We start from the raw sequence: 14,662 nt of genomic DNA on the forward strand, positions 1-14,662 counted from the left end.
TCACGCCGCCTGCGTTTCCGCGCGACGCCAGCGCGGGAAGGGGTCGGCCATGCCGGCCCAAGCCTTCGGGTCCTCGCCGGCCTCTTCGCCGATCAGGCAGTCATCGAGACGATGGCGCAACCGGTCCTCGTCCATGTGGTTGCCGATGAAGGCGATCTCGCGCCGGCGATCACCCAATGGCGCGGCCCAGTTCTGCCGGCCGATCTCGACGGCTTCCGGCCCGGCATCGCCGGCCTTGTTCAGCACCACCACATCGGCAAATTCGATCTGTTCGGCCAAGAGCGACACCAGTTCGCGCCGGTCATCCGGCCCTGCCACCTCGCCGCGATCGGCCAGCAGGTCGTGACTGGCGAGGTCCCGTGGCAGTTGGATCGCGTCGACGACAGTGACCATCGTGTCCAGCCGGGCCACATCCGACAGGCTCTCGCCATCCTCATCGGTGAACTCGAAGGTGGTCGCCACCGGCAGCGGCTCCGAGATGCCCGAGCTTTCGATCAGCAGGTAGTCAAAGCGTCCGGTCCGCGCGAGGCGGCGAACCTCGACCAGCAGGTCATCGCGCAGCGTGCAGCAGATGCAGCCGTTCGACATCTCGACCAGCGTTTCCTCGGTCCGGGACAGGTCGCTGTCGGCGCGGATCAGGTCGGCGTCGATATTCACCTCGGACATGTCATTGACGATGACCGCGACGCTCAGCCCGGCGCGGTTGTTCAGCACATGGTTCATCAGCGTGGTCTTGCCCGCCCCCAGGAAGCCCGAGAGCCGGTGACGGGAAGGCGGTTGAAGGTGGTCATGGGATATCCTGTGACTGGGGCGGTTGGGTTATGGGTCGATATCAATATGTGATAATATAACATAACTCGAGATCGAGCGTGACCCACAGGCCAGAAGGCGCCACGGGCCATTGACGACCTGCGCCGCTTCAGCCATGCCCCGACCATCATGTTGCGCATCGACGATATCTCTTATTCGATCTCCGGCCGGCCGCTGTTCGACGGCGCCACGGCCACGATTCCCGCTGGTCACAAGGTTGGCCTTGTCGGTCCCAATGGCGCCGGCAAGACCACGCTGTTCCGGCTGATCCGGGGCGAACTGTCGCTGGACGGCGGGTCCATCAGCCTGCCGAACCGCGCCCGCATCGGTGGCGTGGCGCAGGAGGCACCGGGCACCGAGACCTCGGTTCTCGAGACCGTGCTCGAGGCGGATGAGGAGCGCGCCGCGCTGCTGATCGAAAGCGAGACCGCCACCGATCCCCATCGCATCGCCGAGATCCAGACCCGGCTGGCCGATATCGATGCCTGGTCGGCCGAGGCGCGCGCCGCCTCGATCCTTGACGGGCTGGGCTTCTCCACCGCCGATCAGGCCCGGCCGAGCGGTGATTTCTCGGGCGGCTGGCGGATGCGGATCGCGCTGGCCGGCGTGCTGTTCAGCCAGCCCGACGTGCTGCTGCTGGACGAACCGACCAACTACCTGGACCTGGAAGGCGCGCTCTGGCTGGAAGGCTATCTGGCGCGCTATCCCCACACGGTCATCGTCATCAGCCATGATCGCGGGCTTCTGAACCGCGCCGTCGGCCATATCCTGCATCTCGAGAACCGCAAGCTGGTGCTTTATACCGGCGGCTATGACAGCTTTGCCAAGCTTCGGGCCGAGCGGCGGGCGCTGCAGGCGGCCGAGGCGAAGAAGCAGCAGGCCCGGCGCGATCATCTGCAAAGCTTCGTTGACCGCTTCCGCGCCAAGGCCAGCAAGGCCCGTCAGGCGCAGTCGCGGGTGAAGATGCTGGAAAAGATGACGCCGATCACCGCCCCGGAAGAGGCGAAATTCCATCGCTTCAGCTTTCCCCAGCCCGAGGAGCTGTCGCCGCCGATCATCGCCATGGAGGACGTGGCGGTCGGCTATGGCACCCGCGCGGTGCTGAAACGGCTGAGCCTGCGCATCGACCAGGACGACCGGATCGCGCTTCTGGGCCGGAACGGGCAGGGGAAGTCGACCCTGTCGAAACTGCTGGCCGAGCGCCTGCCGGTGATGGAGGGCACGCTGACCCGGTCGAGCAAGCTGCGCATCGGCTATTTCGCCCAGCATCAGGTCGACGAGCTGTATCTCGACGAAACCCCGCTGGATCACATCCGCCGCCTGCGTCCCGACGAGGCGCCGCCGAAGCTGCGGGCGCGGCTGGCGGGCTTCGGGCTGATGGAGGCGCAGGCCGGCACCAAGGTCGGGCAATTGTCGGGCGGGCAGAAGGCGCGGCTGTCGCTGTTGATCGCCACCATCGACGCGCCGCATATCCTGATCCTCGACGAACCGACCAACCACCTCGACATCGAAAGCCGCGAGGCGCTGACCGAGGCGCTGAACGACTATACCGGCGCGGTGGTTCTGGTCAGCCATGACATGCACCTGCTGGGTCTGGTCGCCGACCGGCTATGGCTGGTCAAGGATGGCGCGGTCAGCCCCTGGCAGGGCGATCTGGACGATTACCGCCAGTTCCTGCTGCAGGGCGATGGCAATGGCAAAACGCGCGCGGCACCGCCGCAACCCGTTGCCGCGCCTGCGCCGAAACGCGCCAGCCGCGACGAGGTTCTGGAGCTGCGCGCCGAGGCGCGCCGGGCCGAAGACCGGGTCGGCAAGCTGACCGAGATGCTGGAGAAGCTGGACCAGAAACTCGCCGATCCGGTCATCTACCAGAACCCGGTCGAGGCCGAGAAATGGGGCCGCAAGCACGCCGAGGCGGTCGAAGCCATGTCACGGGCGGAAAACCTGTGGCTGAAGGCGATCGAGAACCTCGACGTGGCGGAAAAGGGCTAGGGATTGTTGCTAATTTGCGCCGCTGGTCCACGGATCGTGTAAACTGTCGGGGCTGACCTTGCGCGTGTGCCTGATTCGCTTCTAGGACGATTTCAAGTTGCGTAAGACCTTTGCGGGGATAGCCCTATGAAACAGATCCTGATGCTTGCCCTGCTGGCCGCTCCGCTGGCCTCGGTCGCGTCGGCGCAGGACATGAGCCTGGGCAATCGCTGGGGCACGCTGTCGGCCGATGTCGGCCTTGGCGTCAGCTATGGTCCCAAATATCCCGGCGCCGATGATCACGAGGCGAGCCCTTGGCTGATCCTGCGCAATGCCAGCTTTGGCGATCCGGGCAAGGGCAATCTCGACGGCTTCTCGGTCCTGCCGGTGTTCGGCCTTGTGGGCGAGCGCAACGAGGATGACGATGCCGCGCTGGCCGGCATGGGCGATATCAGCCGCGCCTACGAGCTTGGCGGCCAGCTGAGCTATGGCCAGGGTCCAGTGAACGGCTATCTGCGCGCCCGTCAGGGCTTTGGCGGCCATCACGGCGTGACCGGTGAACTGGGCGTGCGCTATCGCAGCGAGGTCAATGACAAGCTGACCATGTGGTCCAGCCTCGAGATGACCTATGGCGACAGCGAATATGTCGAGACCTATTTCGGCGTGACCCCCGACCAGTCGGCCTCGAGCGGCAATGCCGCCTACAGTCCGGGCGGCGGCTTCACCAAGGCGGCGGCGAAGCTGTCGGCGCGCTATTCCCTGAACGACAAGACCGCGCTTCTGGGCGAGATCGAATATGGCCGCCTCGTCGGCGACGCCGCCGACAGCCCGCTGGTGCAGGACAAGGAACAGCCCTCGGTGCGGCTTGGGATCGTGAGGAACTTCAGCTTCGGGTTCTGAGCCGGGCTGAGATTGGGTTGAGAGGGGCGCTTGGCGCCCCTTTTTGTTGCGGTGACGCAAGAAGATCCTAGGCTAAGCTTTTGATCGTGCTTCTGTTCGATCCGGCAGCCCTGACCCGGAACAAGGCGCATTGCGCCGCCGGGTCAGCAGACTGCCGTCCGGGCGGCTGGCCGCTTTGGCGACCATCCACGCCGAACGGCCGTTCGATATAATGGCGCTACAACGCATTCCGAACAAATCGTGGCAGCGGCCATCCAAGGCAGGCCGCTGACCCTCTGTTCCTTGAATGGGGAGGCTCGCAGAAGGCCCGCGCCTCGAGCCAAACGAAAAGGCCGCCCCGAGGGACGGCCTTTCGTAGCTCGCGCAGAGGAACCGGATCAGTTCTTCGCGTAATATTCGACGACCAGGTTCGGCTCCATCACGACGGCATAAGGCACGTCGCCGAGGGCCGGGGTGCGCACGAAGGTGGCGGTCAGCTTGTTGGTGTCGACTTCCAGATAGTCGGGCACGTCGCGCTCGGCCAGGCCCACGGCTTCCAGCACGATCGCCAGCTGCTTCGAGCGGTCGCGGACGGCGATCACGTCGCCTTCCTTGACGCGGTAGGAGGCGATGTTCACGCGCTGGCCGTTCACGGTCACGTGGCCGTGGTTCACGAACTGGCGGGCGGCGAAGATGGTCGGGACGAACTTGGCGCGGTAGACGACGGCATCCAGGCGGCGCTCGAGCAGGCCGACCAGGTTCTCACCGGTATCGCCCTTGACGCGCTCGGCCTCGGCATAGATGCGACGGAACTGTTTTTCCGTCAGGTCGCCGTAATAGCCCTTCAGCTTCTGCTTGGCGCGCAGCTGGGTGCCGAAATCCGACAGCTTGTTCTTGCGGCGCTGGCCATGCTGGCCGGGGCCGTATTCGCGGCGGTTCACCGGGGATTTGGCGCGGCCCCAGATGTTTTCGCCCATGCGGCGGTCGATCTTGTACTTGGCAGACGTGCGTTTGGTCACGGCTGATCTCCTTTTGTGTGTTTCAAAAGGGCGTTGTCCTTTGGGTTTCCCCCGACAGGCATCCCCTTGCAGGGGCCACCAACACCAATGAAGGCTGCGCTTATAGAGGGGATTCGGGTGGTGTCAAGATGCTGCGGCTGCACGGTAAACCGCGTCAGCCGCGCAGCTTCGGCAGATCGGCCAGCGCATCTGCCCAGGACCCGGTCAACGCCGGGTCGGGCTGGAATTCGGCGGCGGTATCGGGCGGGGTCAGCACCTCTTCCCCGGCGCCGGTCGCTGCCATCAGGCCAAGACGGGCGGCACCGAAGGCGCCCCCGGCCTCTGCCCCGGCGGGGCGCAGGATCGGCAGGCCGGTCGCCTGCGCCAGCATCGACAGCCACAGGTCGGATCGCGCGCCGCCGCCCATGGCGATCAGCGCATCGGCACCGCCGCCTGCAGCCTTCAGCGCAGCCATGTTCTCGGCCAGCGCTAGCGCCACGCCTTCAAGCACCGCGCGGGTCAGGTCGTTGCGGCGATGCGCGGCGGCGAGGCCCTGGAACTGGCCGCGGATCGCGGTGTCGTTCAGCGGCGTCCGCTCACCCGAGAGATAGGGCAGGAAGCGCACCGCACCCGGCGCGGCCACCGGGCCAAGCCCGGCCAGCAGATCGCCGGGCTTGCCGCCCACGATCCGCGCCCACCAGTCCAGCGCCGAGGCGGCGGACAGCATCACCCCCATCTGGTGCCAGCGCCCCGGCAGGGCATGGCAGAAGGCATGGACGGCGGTTTCGGGGGCGGGGCAGAAGCGGTCGGTCGCGGCGAAGATGACGCCCGAGGTGCCAAGCGAGACAAAGCCGAGACCGGGGCCGGAGATGCCGGCGGCGATGGCGGTGGCGGCATTGTCGCCCGCACCTCCCGCGACCGGGATGCCGGCGGGCAGACCCAGCTCGGCTGCCAGATCGGCGCGCAGCCGGCCCGAGGGCGCGCTGCCCTCGACCAGCGCCGGCATTTGGGCGCGGGTCATGCCTGTGGCGGCAAGCAGTTCGTCGGACCAGTCGCGGGCGGCGGGATCGAACCAGGCCGTGCCCGAGGCGTCCGACATCTCGCCCACATGTTCCCCGGTCAGCCACAGCCGCAGGTAATCCTTGGGCAGCAGCACCCGGGCGGTGCGGGCAAACTGGTCGGGCTCGTGCCGGGCCATCCAGACCAGCTTGGGCGCGGTGAAGCCGGCAAAGACGATATTGCCGCTGATCCGGCGAAAGCGCGGGTCGGCGTCCAGCGCCGCCGCCTCGGCATGGGCGCGGCCATCGTTCCACAGGATCGCCGGGCGCAGCACCGTGTCGCCCGCGTCGAGGCAGATCGCGCCATGCATCTGGCCCGAAAGGCCGATGCCCGCGACCCGGTCCAGCGCCACGCCCAGTTCCGCGATGGCGCTGCGGCAGGCGGCGATCCAGTCGGCAGGGTCCTGTTCGGACCAGCCGGGTTGCGGATTGCTGACGGACAGCGCGGCGTGGCCGGTGGCAATGATGGCCTGATCGTCACCGATCAGCGCCGCCTTTACCCCCGAAGTGCCAAGATCAAGACCCAGAAACATGCTGACGGTTATCGGCGATTTGCGCAGCCTGCGCCAGAGGGTGCGGCAGCGACAGCGCGCCATCGGGGAGGAAGACATGCGACAGGGGCAGGGCCGCCGCGCCCAAGGTTCGGGCAGCGCGGCCAAGCGTGCCGGTCAACACCGGCAGCGGGTCCAGGCCGGCCGCAGGCAGGCGAGTGATCGCCGCGCGGGTTTCCTCGACCAGCAGGGTTCGCGTGTCGGGCGGAAGAGCGCCATCGAGCACCACCGCGCCCAGATCGGCAAGCGCGGCGCTGGTCACGGCGGCCCAGGCCATGGCCTCGCCCGCCTGCCGCGCCCAGTGCCGTTCCGCTTCGGGGGGGGCACTCCAACCGGCATTGTCCGGGGGCAGGTGATGCCCGATCATCCCCTCGAGTTGCAGGACCGAGGCATGGTCCAGCACCTGTCCGCCGATCGGTGAGGGCATCGAGCCGATGGCCCCGGCATTGCGATGCGGGCCAAAGCGCAGCTTGCCATCCAGCACCAGCCCGCCGCCGGCGAAATGGGCGATATAGATATAGAGGAAATCCTCGGGCAGATCGCGGCGGCCAAAGGTCAGTTCGGCCGCGCAGGCGCAGGTGCCGTCATTTTCCAGCCAGACCGGGAAGGGCAAGCCTGCCGCCAGCTCGGCCCGCAGGTCGCGCCCGCGCCAGCCCGCCATTTCCGCGCCCCAGTCCCACAGCTGAAAGGGACTAGCAATGCCAAGACCGGCGATCCGGCCTCGCTGATCCGGGGGCAGGGCGTCGATGAAGCTGGCGATGGCATTGCGGGCGAAGCCGGCCACTCGGTCGGGGTCGGGATGGGGATGCACCTCTTGCCGGTGCATCCGGATGGTGCCGGTGAAATCGACCAGCGCCAGTTCGGCCAGCCGCCGGCCAACCTTGAGGCCTAGGAAGAAGGCGCCATCCGCCGCAAGCGACAGCGGCGTCGAGGGTTGGCCTACGCGACCGCGAATCGCCGCGCCCTCGCCAATCAGACCCAGATCAATCAACTGTCTTGAGATATTTGTTGCAGACTGCGCGGAAAGCCCGGTGGCTGCGGCAATTTCCGCGCGGGATTTTGGACCTTCGCGGCGCAGCAAAGCCAGAACAAGCCGTTCATTATTGCTGAATTTTGCCTCTGTCATGGTCGCTTGCGGCATGGTCTGTCCTCCTCTCAACATTAATTCAACCGAATTGATTTATTGACAAGAGGGAATCGAATGTGGTTGCTTGTTCCTGTCGCGGGACAACGATTCCCGTATCGGGTTGGAGGAGAGAACATGACCCTGAAGACGATTTTCCGCGCCTCGCTGGCCGGTTCGATCCTGGCTTTCACGGCCAGCGGCGCCTTTGCGCAGGATGCGGTGAAGGCCTGCCTCATCACCAAGACCGACACCAACCCCTTCTTCGTGAAGATGAAGGAAGGGGCCGAGGCCAAGGCGGCCGAGCTGGGCGTCGAGCTGAAATCCTATGCCGGTCAGGTCGATGGCGACAACGAGGCGCAGGTCGCCGCGATCGAGGCCTGCATGACCGATGGCGCCAAGGGCATCCTGATCACCGCCTCGGATACCGCCGCCATCGTCGACTCGGTCAAGGCCGCGCGCGATCAGGGTATACTCGTTATCGCGCTCGATACGCCGCTTGACCCGATCGATGCGGCTGACGCGACCTTTGCCACCGACAACTTCGCCGCCGGCGAGCTGATCGGCAAATGGGCCGCCGCCACCATGGGGGCCGAGGCCGCCAATGCCAAGATCGCGCTGCTGGATCTTGCGATCTCGCAACCCTCGGTCGACGTGCTGCGCGACCAGGGCTTCCTGCAGGGCTTTGGCGTCGACCTGGGCGATGCCTCGAAATGGGGTGACGAAACCGATCCGCGCGTGGTCGGCCATGAAGTCACCGCCGGCAACGAAGAGGGCGGGCTGAAGGCGATGGAGGCGCTGCTGGCCAAGGATCCCGAAATCAACCTCGTCTATACCATCAACGAACCTGCCGCTGCCGGTGCCTACGAAGCGCTGAAGGCCGTGGGCAAGGAAGGCTCGACCCTGATCGTGTCGGTCGATGGCGGCTGCCCGGGCGTCGCCAACGTCAAGGACGGCATCATCGGCGCCACCTCGCAGCAATACCCGTTGCAGATGGCCTCGCTGGGGATCGAGGCCATCGCCGCCTATGCCAAGGACGGCACCAAGCCGGCACCGACCGAGGGCAAGGACTTCTTCGACACCGGGGTGACGCTGGTCACCGACAAGCCGGTCGATGGCGTCGAGTCGGTCGATACCGCCAAGGGCACCGAACTCTGCTGGGGCTGAGCCCGGCGGACCGCGCAAGCGGTCGCGCATGAATCGATGAAAGGGCGGCCATCGCGCCGCCCTTTGCACAGGGTCCGGGGTGCAGAAGAAGGAGGGCTCCCATGACGGATAATACCAAGCCGGCGACAGGGTTCGAGGAGGGGCTGAAAGGCGCCTCGGAGACCGTCGCGGAATTTCGCGAGGAGAAATCCCTCGTCAAGAAGATCCAGCACTGGCTGCACCAGACACCCTCGGCCGTGCCGATGATCGTGCTGGTGGTGTCAGTCATTGTTTTCGCTCTTTTGTCGGATAACTTCTTCCGCGCCACCACCATGTCGACCATCCTGCAGCAGATCGCCATTGTCGGCATCATCGGCTGCGCCCAGACCATCGTGATCCTGACCGCAGGCATCGACCTGTCGGTCGGCGCCATCGCGGTGTTTTCCTCGGTGCTGATGGGGCAACTGACCTTCCGCTTCGGCATTCCCGCGCCGCTGGCCATCGTGATCGGGCTGGCGCTTGGCACGGCGATGGGGGCCTTGAACGGCTATCTCATCTCGCGTCTGAAGCTGCCGCCCTTCATCGTGACGCTGGGGACATGGCAGATCTTCCTGTCCTCGAACTACATCTTCTCGAAGAACGAGACCATCCGCAGCCAGGACATCGCCGAGGCCGCACCGGCCCTGCAATTCTGGGGTAACGCCATCCAGCCGGGCGGGGTCAAGGTGCTCTATGCCGTGTTCCTCTTGATCGTGCTGGTGGCGGTGATGGCCTATGTGCTGCGCCATACCGCCTGGGGCCGTCATGTCTATGCCGTGGGCGATGATGCCGAGGCCGCGAAGCTCGCCGGGGTGCAGACGAACAAGATCCTGTTGCAGGTCTATGCGCTGGCCGGGCTCTTCTGCGCGATCGCGGGCTGGGTGATGATCGGCCGCTTCGGTTCGGTTTCGCCCACCGCCTCGACCGGGGTTCTGGGCAACATCCAGTCGATCACCGCCGTGGTGATCGGGGGGATCTCGCTCTTCGGCGGGCGCGGCTCGATCGTCGGCATGTTCTTCGGGGCGCTGATCGTCGGCGTCTTCGAGATGGGCCTGCGGCTGGTCGGCACCGACCCGCAATGGACCTTCTTCCTGATCGGCGTGCTGATCATCTTCGCCGTCGCCGTGGACCAGTGGATCAGAAAGGTGTCGTCATGACCGAACCCATTCTTTACGCCCGCAATCTCGTCAAGCGCTATGGCAAGGTGACGGCGCTGGATCATTGCGACTTCGACCTGATGCCGGGCGAGATCCTTGCCGTGATCGGCGATAACGGCGCGGGCAAGTCCAGCCTGATCAAGGCGCTGTCCGGCGCGGTCCAGCCCGACGAGGGCGAGATCACGCTGGAAGGCCAGAAGGTGCAGTTCGGCTCGCCCATCGACGCCCGCGCCCATGGCATCGAATGTGTCTATCAGACGCTGGCCATGTCGCCCGCGCTGTCCATCGCCGACAACATGTTCATGGGCCGCGAACTGCGCAAACCCGGCATCATGGGCCAGTGGTTCCGCCAGCTTGACCGCCCGCGGATGGAGGCCTTTGCCCGGGCCAAGCTGAACGAGCTGGGGCTGATGACCATCCAGAACATCAACCAGGCGGTGGAAACGCTGTCCGGTGGTCAGCGCCAGGGCGTGGCGGTGGCGCGTGCGGCGGCCTTTGGCTCGAAGGTGGTGATCCTCGACGAGCCGACGGCGGCGCTGGGGGTTAAGGAAAGCCGCAAGGTGCTGGAGCTGATCCGCGATGTGCGCTCGCGCGGCATTCCGATCATCCTCATCAGTCACAATATGCCGCATGTGTTCGAGGTGGCGGACCGCATCCACATCCACCGGCTTGGTCGGCGCTTGGCGGTGATCCGGCCGAACGATTACTCGATGTCGGACGCGGTGGCGTTCATGACAGGTGCCAAGGTCCCGGAAGAGGTCGCGGCATGAGGCAGGCGGGGGACGGGGGGCAGGTGCCCCCGTCCCTCGGACTTGCCTCGGATTATTTCGAGCAAGGCGAGGGACAGTCGCTGCTGGCGCGGCTCGGGCACATGCCCGGGCCGCGTTCGGTCATCGCGCTGGCGGGCGCACCGGGTTCGGGAAAATCGACCCTGGCCGAGGCGCTGGTCGCGCGCCTGCCCGGCGCGGTGCTGCTGCCGATGGACGGGTTCCATCTGGATGACCGGGTGCTGGACGCGCGCGGTCTGAGGTCGCGCAAGGGCGCGCCCGAGACCTTCGATGCGGCGGGCTTTGTCGCGCTGCTGGGCCGGGTGCGGGCCGGGGGCGAGGTGGTGTTCCCGATCTTCGACCGCAGCCGCGAAATCGCCATTGCCGGGGCGGGGGTGATCGAGGCCGACACCCGGCTGGTGGTGGTCGAGGGGAACTACCTGCTGCTTGATCGCGACCCGTGGCGGGGGGCCAGCTTTGACCTCACGGTCATGCTGGACGTGCCCGAGGCCGAGCTGCGCCGACGGCTGACGGCGCGCTGGCAGGGTTATGGCGCGGATGTCGAGGCACATCTGCAGAATGACATGACCAATGCGTTGACCGTCATCCGCGAGTCGCGGAAGGCCGATCTAGTCCTCTAGCCGGGTCATCAACAGCCAGGCCAGCCCCGAACAGATCAGCGTTGCCGTCATGATCGGCAGCGCCGTGCCGTTGTAGAGCAGGCCGATCGGTGCCGCGATCAGCGTGGCAAGGATGGTCGAGATCGCCGCGACGATCGAGGCCGCCATGCCGGCGATATGGCCCATCTGTTGCAGCGCCAGCGCGTTGAGGTTGCCGAAAGTCACCCCGGCCATCGAAAAGACGCTGACTGCCCAGAAGAAGAAGAACGGGAACTCCAGCCCCGGTGGCAGCAGTCCACCGGCGAACAGGACCAGCATGACCGAGGACACGATGGTCTGCATGACATAGGCCCATTTCGCCATGCGCCGCATGCCGACCTTGACCACATAGACCGCGTTCAGCACCGTGCCGAGGCCCGAGATCAACGCCATGGCCGCAAACCAGGCGGGGAACTGGTCGCCGCGCCCGTAAGCCTCACCGAACAGCTGCTGGGCGCTGCTGAGCAGGCCGAACATCTGGCCGAAGCCGAGGGTCATGATGATCGTGGCCAGCATCACCTGTCGGTTCGACAGCACCTCGCGCGCGGCGCTGGCCAGCGTCGCGACCTTCAGCGGGCGGCGGCGGGAGGGCGGCAGGGTCTCGGCCTGACGCAGGTTCAGCCACAACCCGCCGACCAGCGCAAAGACGAGGAAGGCGCCGAAGACGCCATGCCAGCCGGCGAACCAGATGATCCCCTGGCCCATGGCCGGGGCCAGCGCCGGCACGATGATGAAGATCATCATGACGAAACTGGTGATCCGCGCCATCTCGCGCCCCTCGTAGAGGTCGCGCACCAGCGCCAGCCCGACGATGCGCGGACCGGCCGCGCCCAGACCCTGCACGAAGCGGCAGATGAGCAGGAATTCCAGCGAATTGGCGAAGATCGCGGCAATGGCGGCGGCGGCATAGATGATGAAGCCGAGCGTGATCGCCCGCTTGCGGCCAATGGCGTCCGAGATCGGGCCGGCAAACAGCGTGCCGATGCCCATGCCCGCCACGAAGGAGGTCAGGATCAGCTGCGCGCGGTTCACGTTGTCGGGTGTCAGCGCCGTCGCGATCTCGGGCAATGCGGGCAGCATCGCGTCGATGGAAAAGGCGATGGTGGCGAAGAGAAAGGCCAGCATCGCGATGAATTCAGGCAGCGGCAGCCGTTCGACCGGATGCGCCTCGAAATGGGTTTTATGGGACGAGTCCATGGCAATCGCCTTTCGGATAGACCGCGGCACTTACTTCCGGATTGCAGATTCTGCAAGTCCTGTCGTGTCAGCCGGGATTTTGGGCCGTCTCGGACAGCTCGTCGATGACATTCTGCCAAAGGCTCGCAGGCTGGGCACCGCTGACCGCGTGGCTGTCGGCGATGATGAAGGTGGGGACCGAGTTGATGCCACGCTCACGGGCATGCATCTCGCGCGCGGCGACCGTGTCGCGGTCGGCATCGCTGGCCAGAAGCCGGGCCAGCATCTCGCCGTCCATGCCGGCCTTGGCACCGATCTCGGCCAGCACGCCCGCGTCGCCAATGTCGCGGCTTTCCTGCCAGTGCGCCCTGAGAAGCCCCGACATGACCCGGCTTTGCGCGCCCTCGATCCCGGCCCAGTGCATCAGCCGATGCGCGTCGGTGGTGTCGGGCTGGCGCAGCACCGGGGCGAGGTTGAGGCCCAGTGCCGCCGCGCGCTCGGCCACCGGACCCATGACCTCGGCGGCCCGGTCGCCGAACTTGGCGCGCAGGTAATCGCCCCGGTCCATGCCCTCGCGCGGGAATTGCGGGTTCAGGCGGAAGGGATGCCAGATCAGCTGGAACGGGTGATCGGGGCGCGATTCCAGCGCCCGGTCCAACTCGGCCTTGCCGATCAGGCACCAGGGGCAGACGGGATCGGCGAAGATGTCGAGGGTGACGGGCTGGGTGGTCATGACAGGGCCTTGCTATGGGCGTCGCGCAGGGCGCGGCGGTTGATCTTTCCGGTCGGCGTGCGGGGCAGCGCGTCGAGATGGATATATGCGCGCGGCTGCTTGTAGCGGGCGAGGGCGGATTGTGCCAGTTCGCGCAGCTCGGCCTCGGGCGCCGGGCCTGTCCAGAAGGCGGCGATGATGGAACTGCCGGGGCCGACGGCCAGCTCGGCTGCGGCCAGATCACCGGCGCCGGGATGGCTGGCCAGCAGCTCCTCGATCTCGGGCGGGGCGACGCGGAAGCCGCCGGCATTCATGATGTCATCGGCCCGGCCCAGCATGGTGATGGCCCCGTCCGCATCCATCTGCGCCTGATCGCCGGGAATGAACCAGTCGCCGCGAAAGCGGGCGGCGGTCTCGTCGGGCTGGTTCAGGTAGCCGAGAAACAGGCCCGGATCGTCGCGCGCGACCGCCAGCAGGCCGGGTTCTTCGGCGGGCAGGGGCTGGCCGCCCTCATCGACCACGGCGACCTGTCGGCCGGGCTGGGCAAAACCCGCCGTGCCGTCGCGCGCGGGCCTTGCGGGGCTGCCCGAGATGAAGGTCGACAGTTCCGATGCCCCCATCGCTTCGTGCAGATCGGTGCCGGTGCGCGCCTGCCAGTCGCGGCGCAGCCCCGGATCCAGCCGCTCGCCCGCCGTCAGCCCGTGGCGCAAGGCGGCGGGTGTGGCCCAGTCTGCGCGCAGCATCCGGCGGAAGATGCCGGGCGCACCGGCAAGGATGGTCGCCCCGTGGCGCGCCGCCAAAAGCGGGATCTGTTCGATCGCCACGCCCTCGGCCGGGATCAGCGCGGTGGCGCCAAGCGTCCAGGGATCCATCAGCCCGGTGCCGAGGGTGAAGGTCCAGTTGAAGGCGCCGCCATGCATCAGACGGTCCGAGGCGGTCAGCCCGTACCAGCCATCGAACATCATCTGCCGGGCCAGAATGGCGCGATGAGCGTGCATCACCGCGCGGGGTTTGCCGGAACTGCCCGAGGTGTAGATGATGTAGGCCAGCCGCTCGGGATCGCCCTCAGCAAACTCGGCCGGGGGCAGCGTGGCGAATTCGGACAGCGCGGCTTCGGTCAGGACCGGGGCCGGATGGTCGGGCAGGGCGACACCCTCGCCCGCGACGACCAGCGCGGGGTCGATCTCGGCAGCGAGCTTGGTGATCTCGGGACCGGTCAGCATGGCCGAGGTCGGCACCGGCACGATGCCGGCGGCGATGGCACCCAGATAGGCAATGGGGAAAGCGGGGCGATTGCCAAGGCGCAGCAGCACCCGGTCGCCGGGGCGCAGACCCGCCTCAAGGAACCCGGTCGCCGTGCCGCGCACCGCCGCGATCAGCCTTGTATAGGACCAGCGATCGGCCCGCGACAGCCCCACCACAGACAAGGCCAGCTTGTCAGGCGTTGCGGCGCCGGCGCGGAGGACATGTTCGGCCAGGTTCATGCGTGATCATCCCGTTGACTGCGCCGCGACCTTGGCAAAGATTTTCGCGGCCTGCAAATGCACCCGGCTGCAGAGGCCCCCAAAAGCGAACGGCCCGCGGGGGGGCGGGCCGTTCAGTGTGAAGAATTCGGC

12 protein-coding genes and 1 pseudogene are annotated in these 14,662 nt (G+C 66.7%); 6 read left to right on the forward strand and 7 right to left on the reverse strand.

Annotation, left to right across the window (positions count from 1 at the left end; genetic code table 11):
- A pseudogene (locus tag Q1A36_RS18485) lies at nt 1-791 on the reverse strand (GTP-binding protein).
- A 148-nt stretch (nt 792-939) separates the two neighbouring features.
- Here Q1A36_RS18485 and Q1A36_RS18490 point away from each other — a divergent pair.
- Both Q1A36_RS18490 and Q1A36_RS18495 read left to right on the forward strand, forming a co-directional pair.
- Nucleotides 940-2,802 (forward strand): ABC-F family ATP-binding cassette domain-containing protein, encoded by a 1,863-nt coding sequence (locus Q1A36_RS18490; protein WP_299847179.1) that lies wholly within the window; start codon nt 940-942, stop codon nt 2,800-2,802.
- A gap of 126 nt (nt 2,803-2,928) precedes the next feature.
- Complete coding sequence (locus Q1A36_RS18495; protein ID WP_299847181.1) at nt 2,929-3,681, forward strand: MipA/OmpV family protein; 753 nt, start codon at nt 2,929-2,931, stop codon at nt 3,679-3,681.
- Between the two features lie 377 nt (nt 3,682-4,058).
- Here Q1A36_RS18495 and rpsD read toward each other — a convergent pair whose 3' ends face one another.
- The 3 genes from rpsD to Q1A36_RS18510 all read right to left on the reverse strand — a co-directional run bounded on the left by rpsD (nt 4,059) and on the right by Q1A36_RS18510 (nt 7,429).
- Complete coding sequence (rpsD, locus tag Q1A36_RS18500; protein ID WP_101752123.1) at nt 4,059-4,679, reverse strand: 30S ribosomal protein S4; 621 nt, start codon at nt 4,677-4,679, stop codon at nt 4,059-4,061.
- A gap of 154 nt (nt 4,680-4,833) precedes the next feature.
- Nucleotides 4,834-6,249 carry a xylulokinase gene (xylB, locus tag Q1A36_RS18505; RefSeq protein WP_299847184.1) on the reverse strand — a complete coding sequence of 472 codons (1,416 nt, stop codon included), beginning with the start codon at nt 6,247-6,249 and terminating at the stop codon, nt 4,834-4,836.
- Complete coding sequence (locus tag Q1A36_RS18510; RefSeq protein WP_366141609.1) at nt 6,233-7,429, reverse strand: ROK family transcriptional regulator; 1,197 nt, start codon at nt 7,427-7,429, stop codon at nt 6,233-6,235. The genes xylB and Q1A36_RS18510 overlap by 17 nt, the downstream gene beginning before the upstream one ends.
- Nucleotides 7,430-7,528: 99 nt before the next feature.
- Between Q1A36_RS18510 and Q1A36_RS18515 the strand changes: the two genes are divergently transcribed.
- The 4 genes from Q1A36_RS18515 to Q1A36_RS18530 all read left to right on the forward strand — a co-directional run bounded on the left by Q1A36_RS18515 (nt 7,529) and on the right by Q1A36_RS18530 (nt 11,140).
- Nucleotides 7,529-8,557, forward strand: a complete 1,029-nt coding sequence (locus tag Q1A36_RS18515; RefSeq protein ID WP_299847187.1) for a sugar ABC transporter substrate-binding protein — start codon at nt 7,529-7,531, stop codon at nt 8,555-8,557.
- A 101-nt stretch (nt 8,558-8,658) separates the two neighbouring features.
- Nucleotides 8,659-9,732, forward strand: a complete 1,074-nt coding sequence (locus tag Q1A36_RS18520) for an ABC transporter permease (RefSeq protein WP_299847189.1) — start codon at nt 8,659-8,661, stop codon at nt 9,730-9,732.
- A complete protein-coding gene (locus Q1A36_RS18525) occupies nt 9,729-10,502 on the forward strand; it encodes an ATP-binding cassette domain-containing protein (RefSeq protein WP_101752118.1) in 774 nt (257 codons plus the stop codon). Before Q1A36_RS18520 ends, Q1A36_RS18525 begins: the two co-directional genes overlap by 4 nt.
- A 101-nt stretch (nt 10,503-10,603) precedes the next feature.
- Nucleotides 10,604-11,140: an AAA family ATPase gene (locus Q1A36_RS18530; protein WP_299847218.1), complete on the forward strand. Its 537-nt coding sequence runs from the start codon at nt 10,604-10,606 to the stop codon at nt 11,138-11,140.
- Here Q1A36_RS18530 and Q1A36_RS18535 read toward each other — a convergent pair.
- The 3 genes from Q1A36_RS18535 to Q1A36_RS18545 form a co-directional block, all read right to left on the reverse strand.
- Complete coding sequence (locus Q1A36_RS18535) at nt 11,129-12,355, reverse strand: multidrug effflux MFS transporter (RefSeq protein WP_299847192.1); 1,227 nt, start codon at nt 12,353-12,355, stop codon at nt 11,129-11,131. The genes Q1A36_RS18530 and Q1A36_RS18535 overlap by 12 nt on opposite strands.
- Before the next feature lie 67 nt (nt 12,356-12,422).
- Nucleotides 12,423-13,067: a DsbA family oxidoreductase gene (locus tag Q1A36_RS18540; protein ID WP_299847194.1), complete on the reverse strand. Its 645-nt coding sequence runs from the start codon at nt 13,065-13,067 to the stop codon at nt 12,423-12,425.
- Complete coding sequence (locus Q1A36_RS18545) at nt 13,064-14,530, reverse strand: class I adenylate-forming enzyme family protein (protein WP_299847196.1); 1,467 nt, start codon at nt 14,528-14,530, stop codon at nt 13,064-13,066. Before Q1A36_RS18545 ends, Q1A36_RS18540 begins: the two co-directional genes overlap by 4 nt.
- Nucleotides 14,531-14,662 lie beyond the last annotated feature (132 nt).

This window comes from uncultured Paracoccus sp., from assembly GCF_947487305.1.
Classification (GTDB): domain Bacteria; phylum Pseudomonadota; class Alphaproteobacteria; order Rhodobacterales; family Rhodobacteraceae; genus Paracoccus.

Bases quoted from the DNA above. Each gene is read 5' to 3' on its own strand.
- Q1A36_RS18515 (WP_299847187.1), top strand. From the start codon at position 7,529: ATGACCCTGAAGACGATTTTCCGCGCCTCGCTGGCCGGTTCGATCCTG.
- Q1A36_RS18520 (WP_299847189.1), top strand. From the start codon at position 8,659: ATGACGGATAATACCAAGCCGGCGACAGGGTTCGAGGAGGGGCTGAAA.
- xylB (WP_299847184.1), bottom strand. From the start codon at position 6,249: ATGTTTCTGGGTCTTGATCTTGGCACTTCGGGGGTAAAGGCGGCGCTG.
- Q1A36_RS18545 (WP_299847196.1), bottom strand. From the start codon at position 14,530: ATGAACCTGGCCGAACATGTCCTCCGCGCCGGCGCCGCAACGCCTGAC.
- Q1A36_RS18540 (WP_299847194.1), bottom strand. From the start codon at position 13,067: ATGACCACCCAGCCCGTCACCCTCGACATCTTCGCCGATCCCGTCTGC.
- Q1A36_RS18495 (WP_299847181.1), top strand. From the start codon at position 2,929: ATGAAACAGATCCTGATGCTTGCCCTGCTGGCCGCTCCGCTGGCCTCG.
- Q1A36_RS18490 (WP_299847179.1), top strand. From the start codon at position 940: ATGTTGCGCATCGACGATATCTCTTATTCGATCTCCGGCCGGCCGCTG.
- Q1A36_RS18525 (WP_101752118.1), top strand. From the start codon at position 9,729: ATGACCGAACCCATTCTTTACGCCCGCAATCTCGTCAAGCGCTATGGC.
- Q1A36_RS18535 (WP_299847192.1), bottom strand. From the start codon at position 12,355: ATGGACTCGTCCCATAAAACCCATTTCGAGGCGCATCCGGTCGAACGG.
- Q1A36_RS18510 (WP_366141609.1), bottom strand. From the start codon at position 7,429: ATGTTGAGAGGAGGACAGACCATGCCGCAAGCGACCATGACAGAGGCA.
- Q1A36_RS18530 (WP_299847218.1), top strand. From the start codon at position 10,604: ATGCCCGGGCCGCGTTCGGTCATCGCGCTGGCGGGCGCACCGGGTTCG.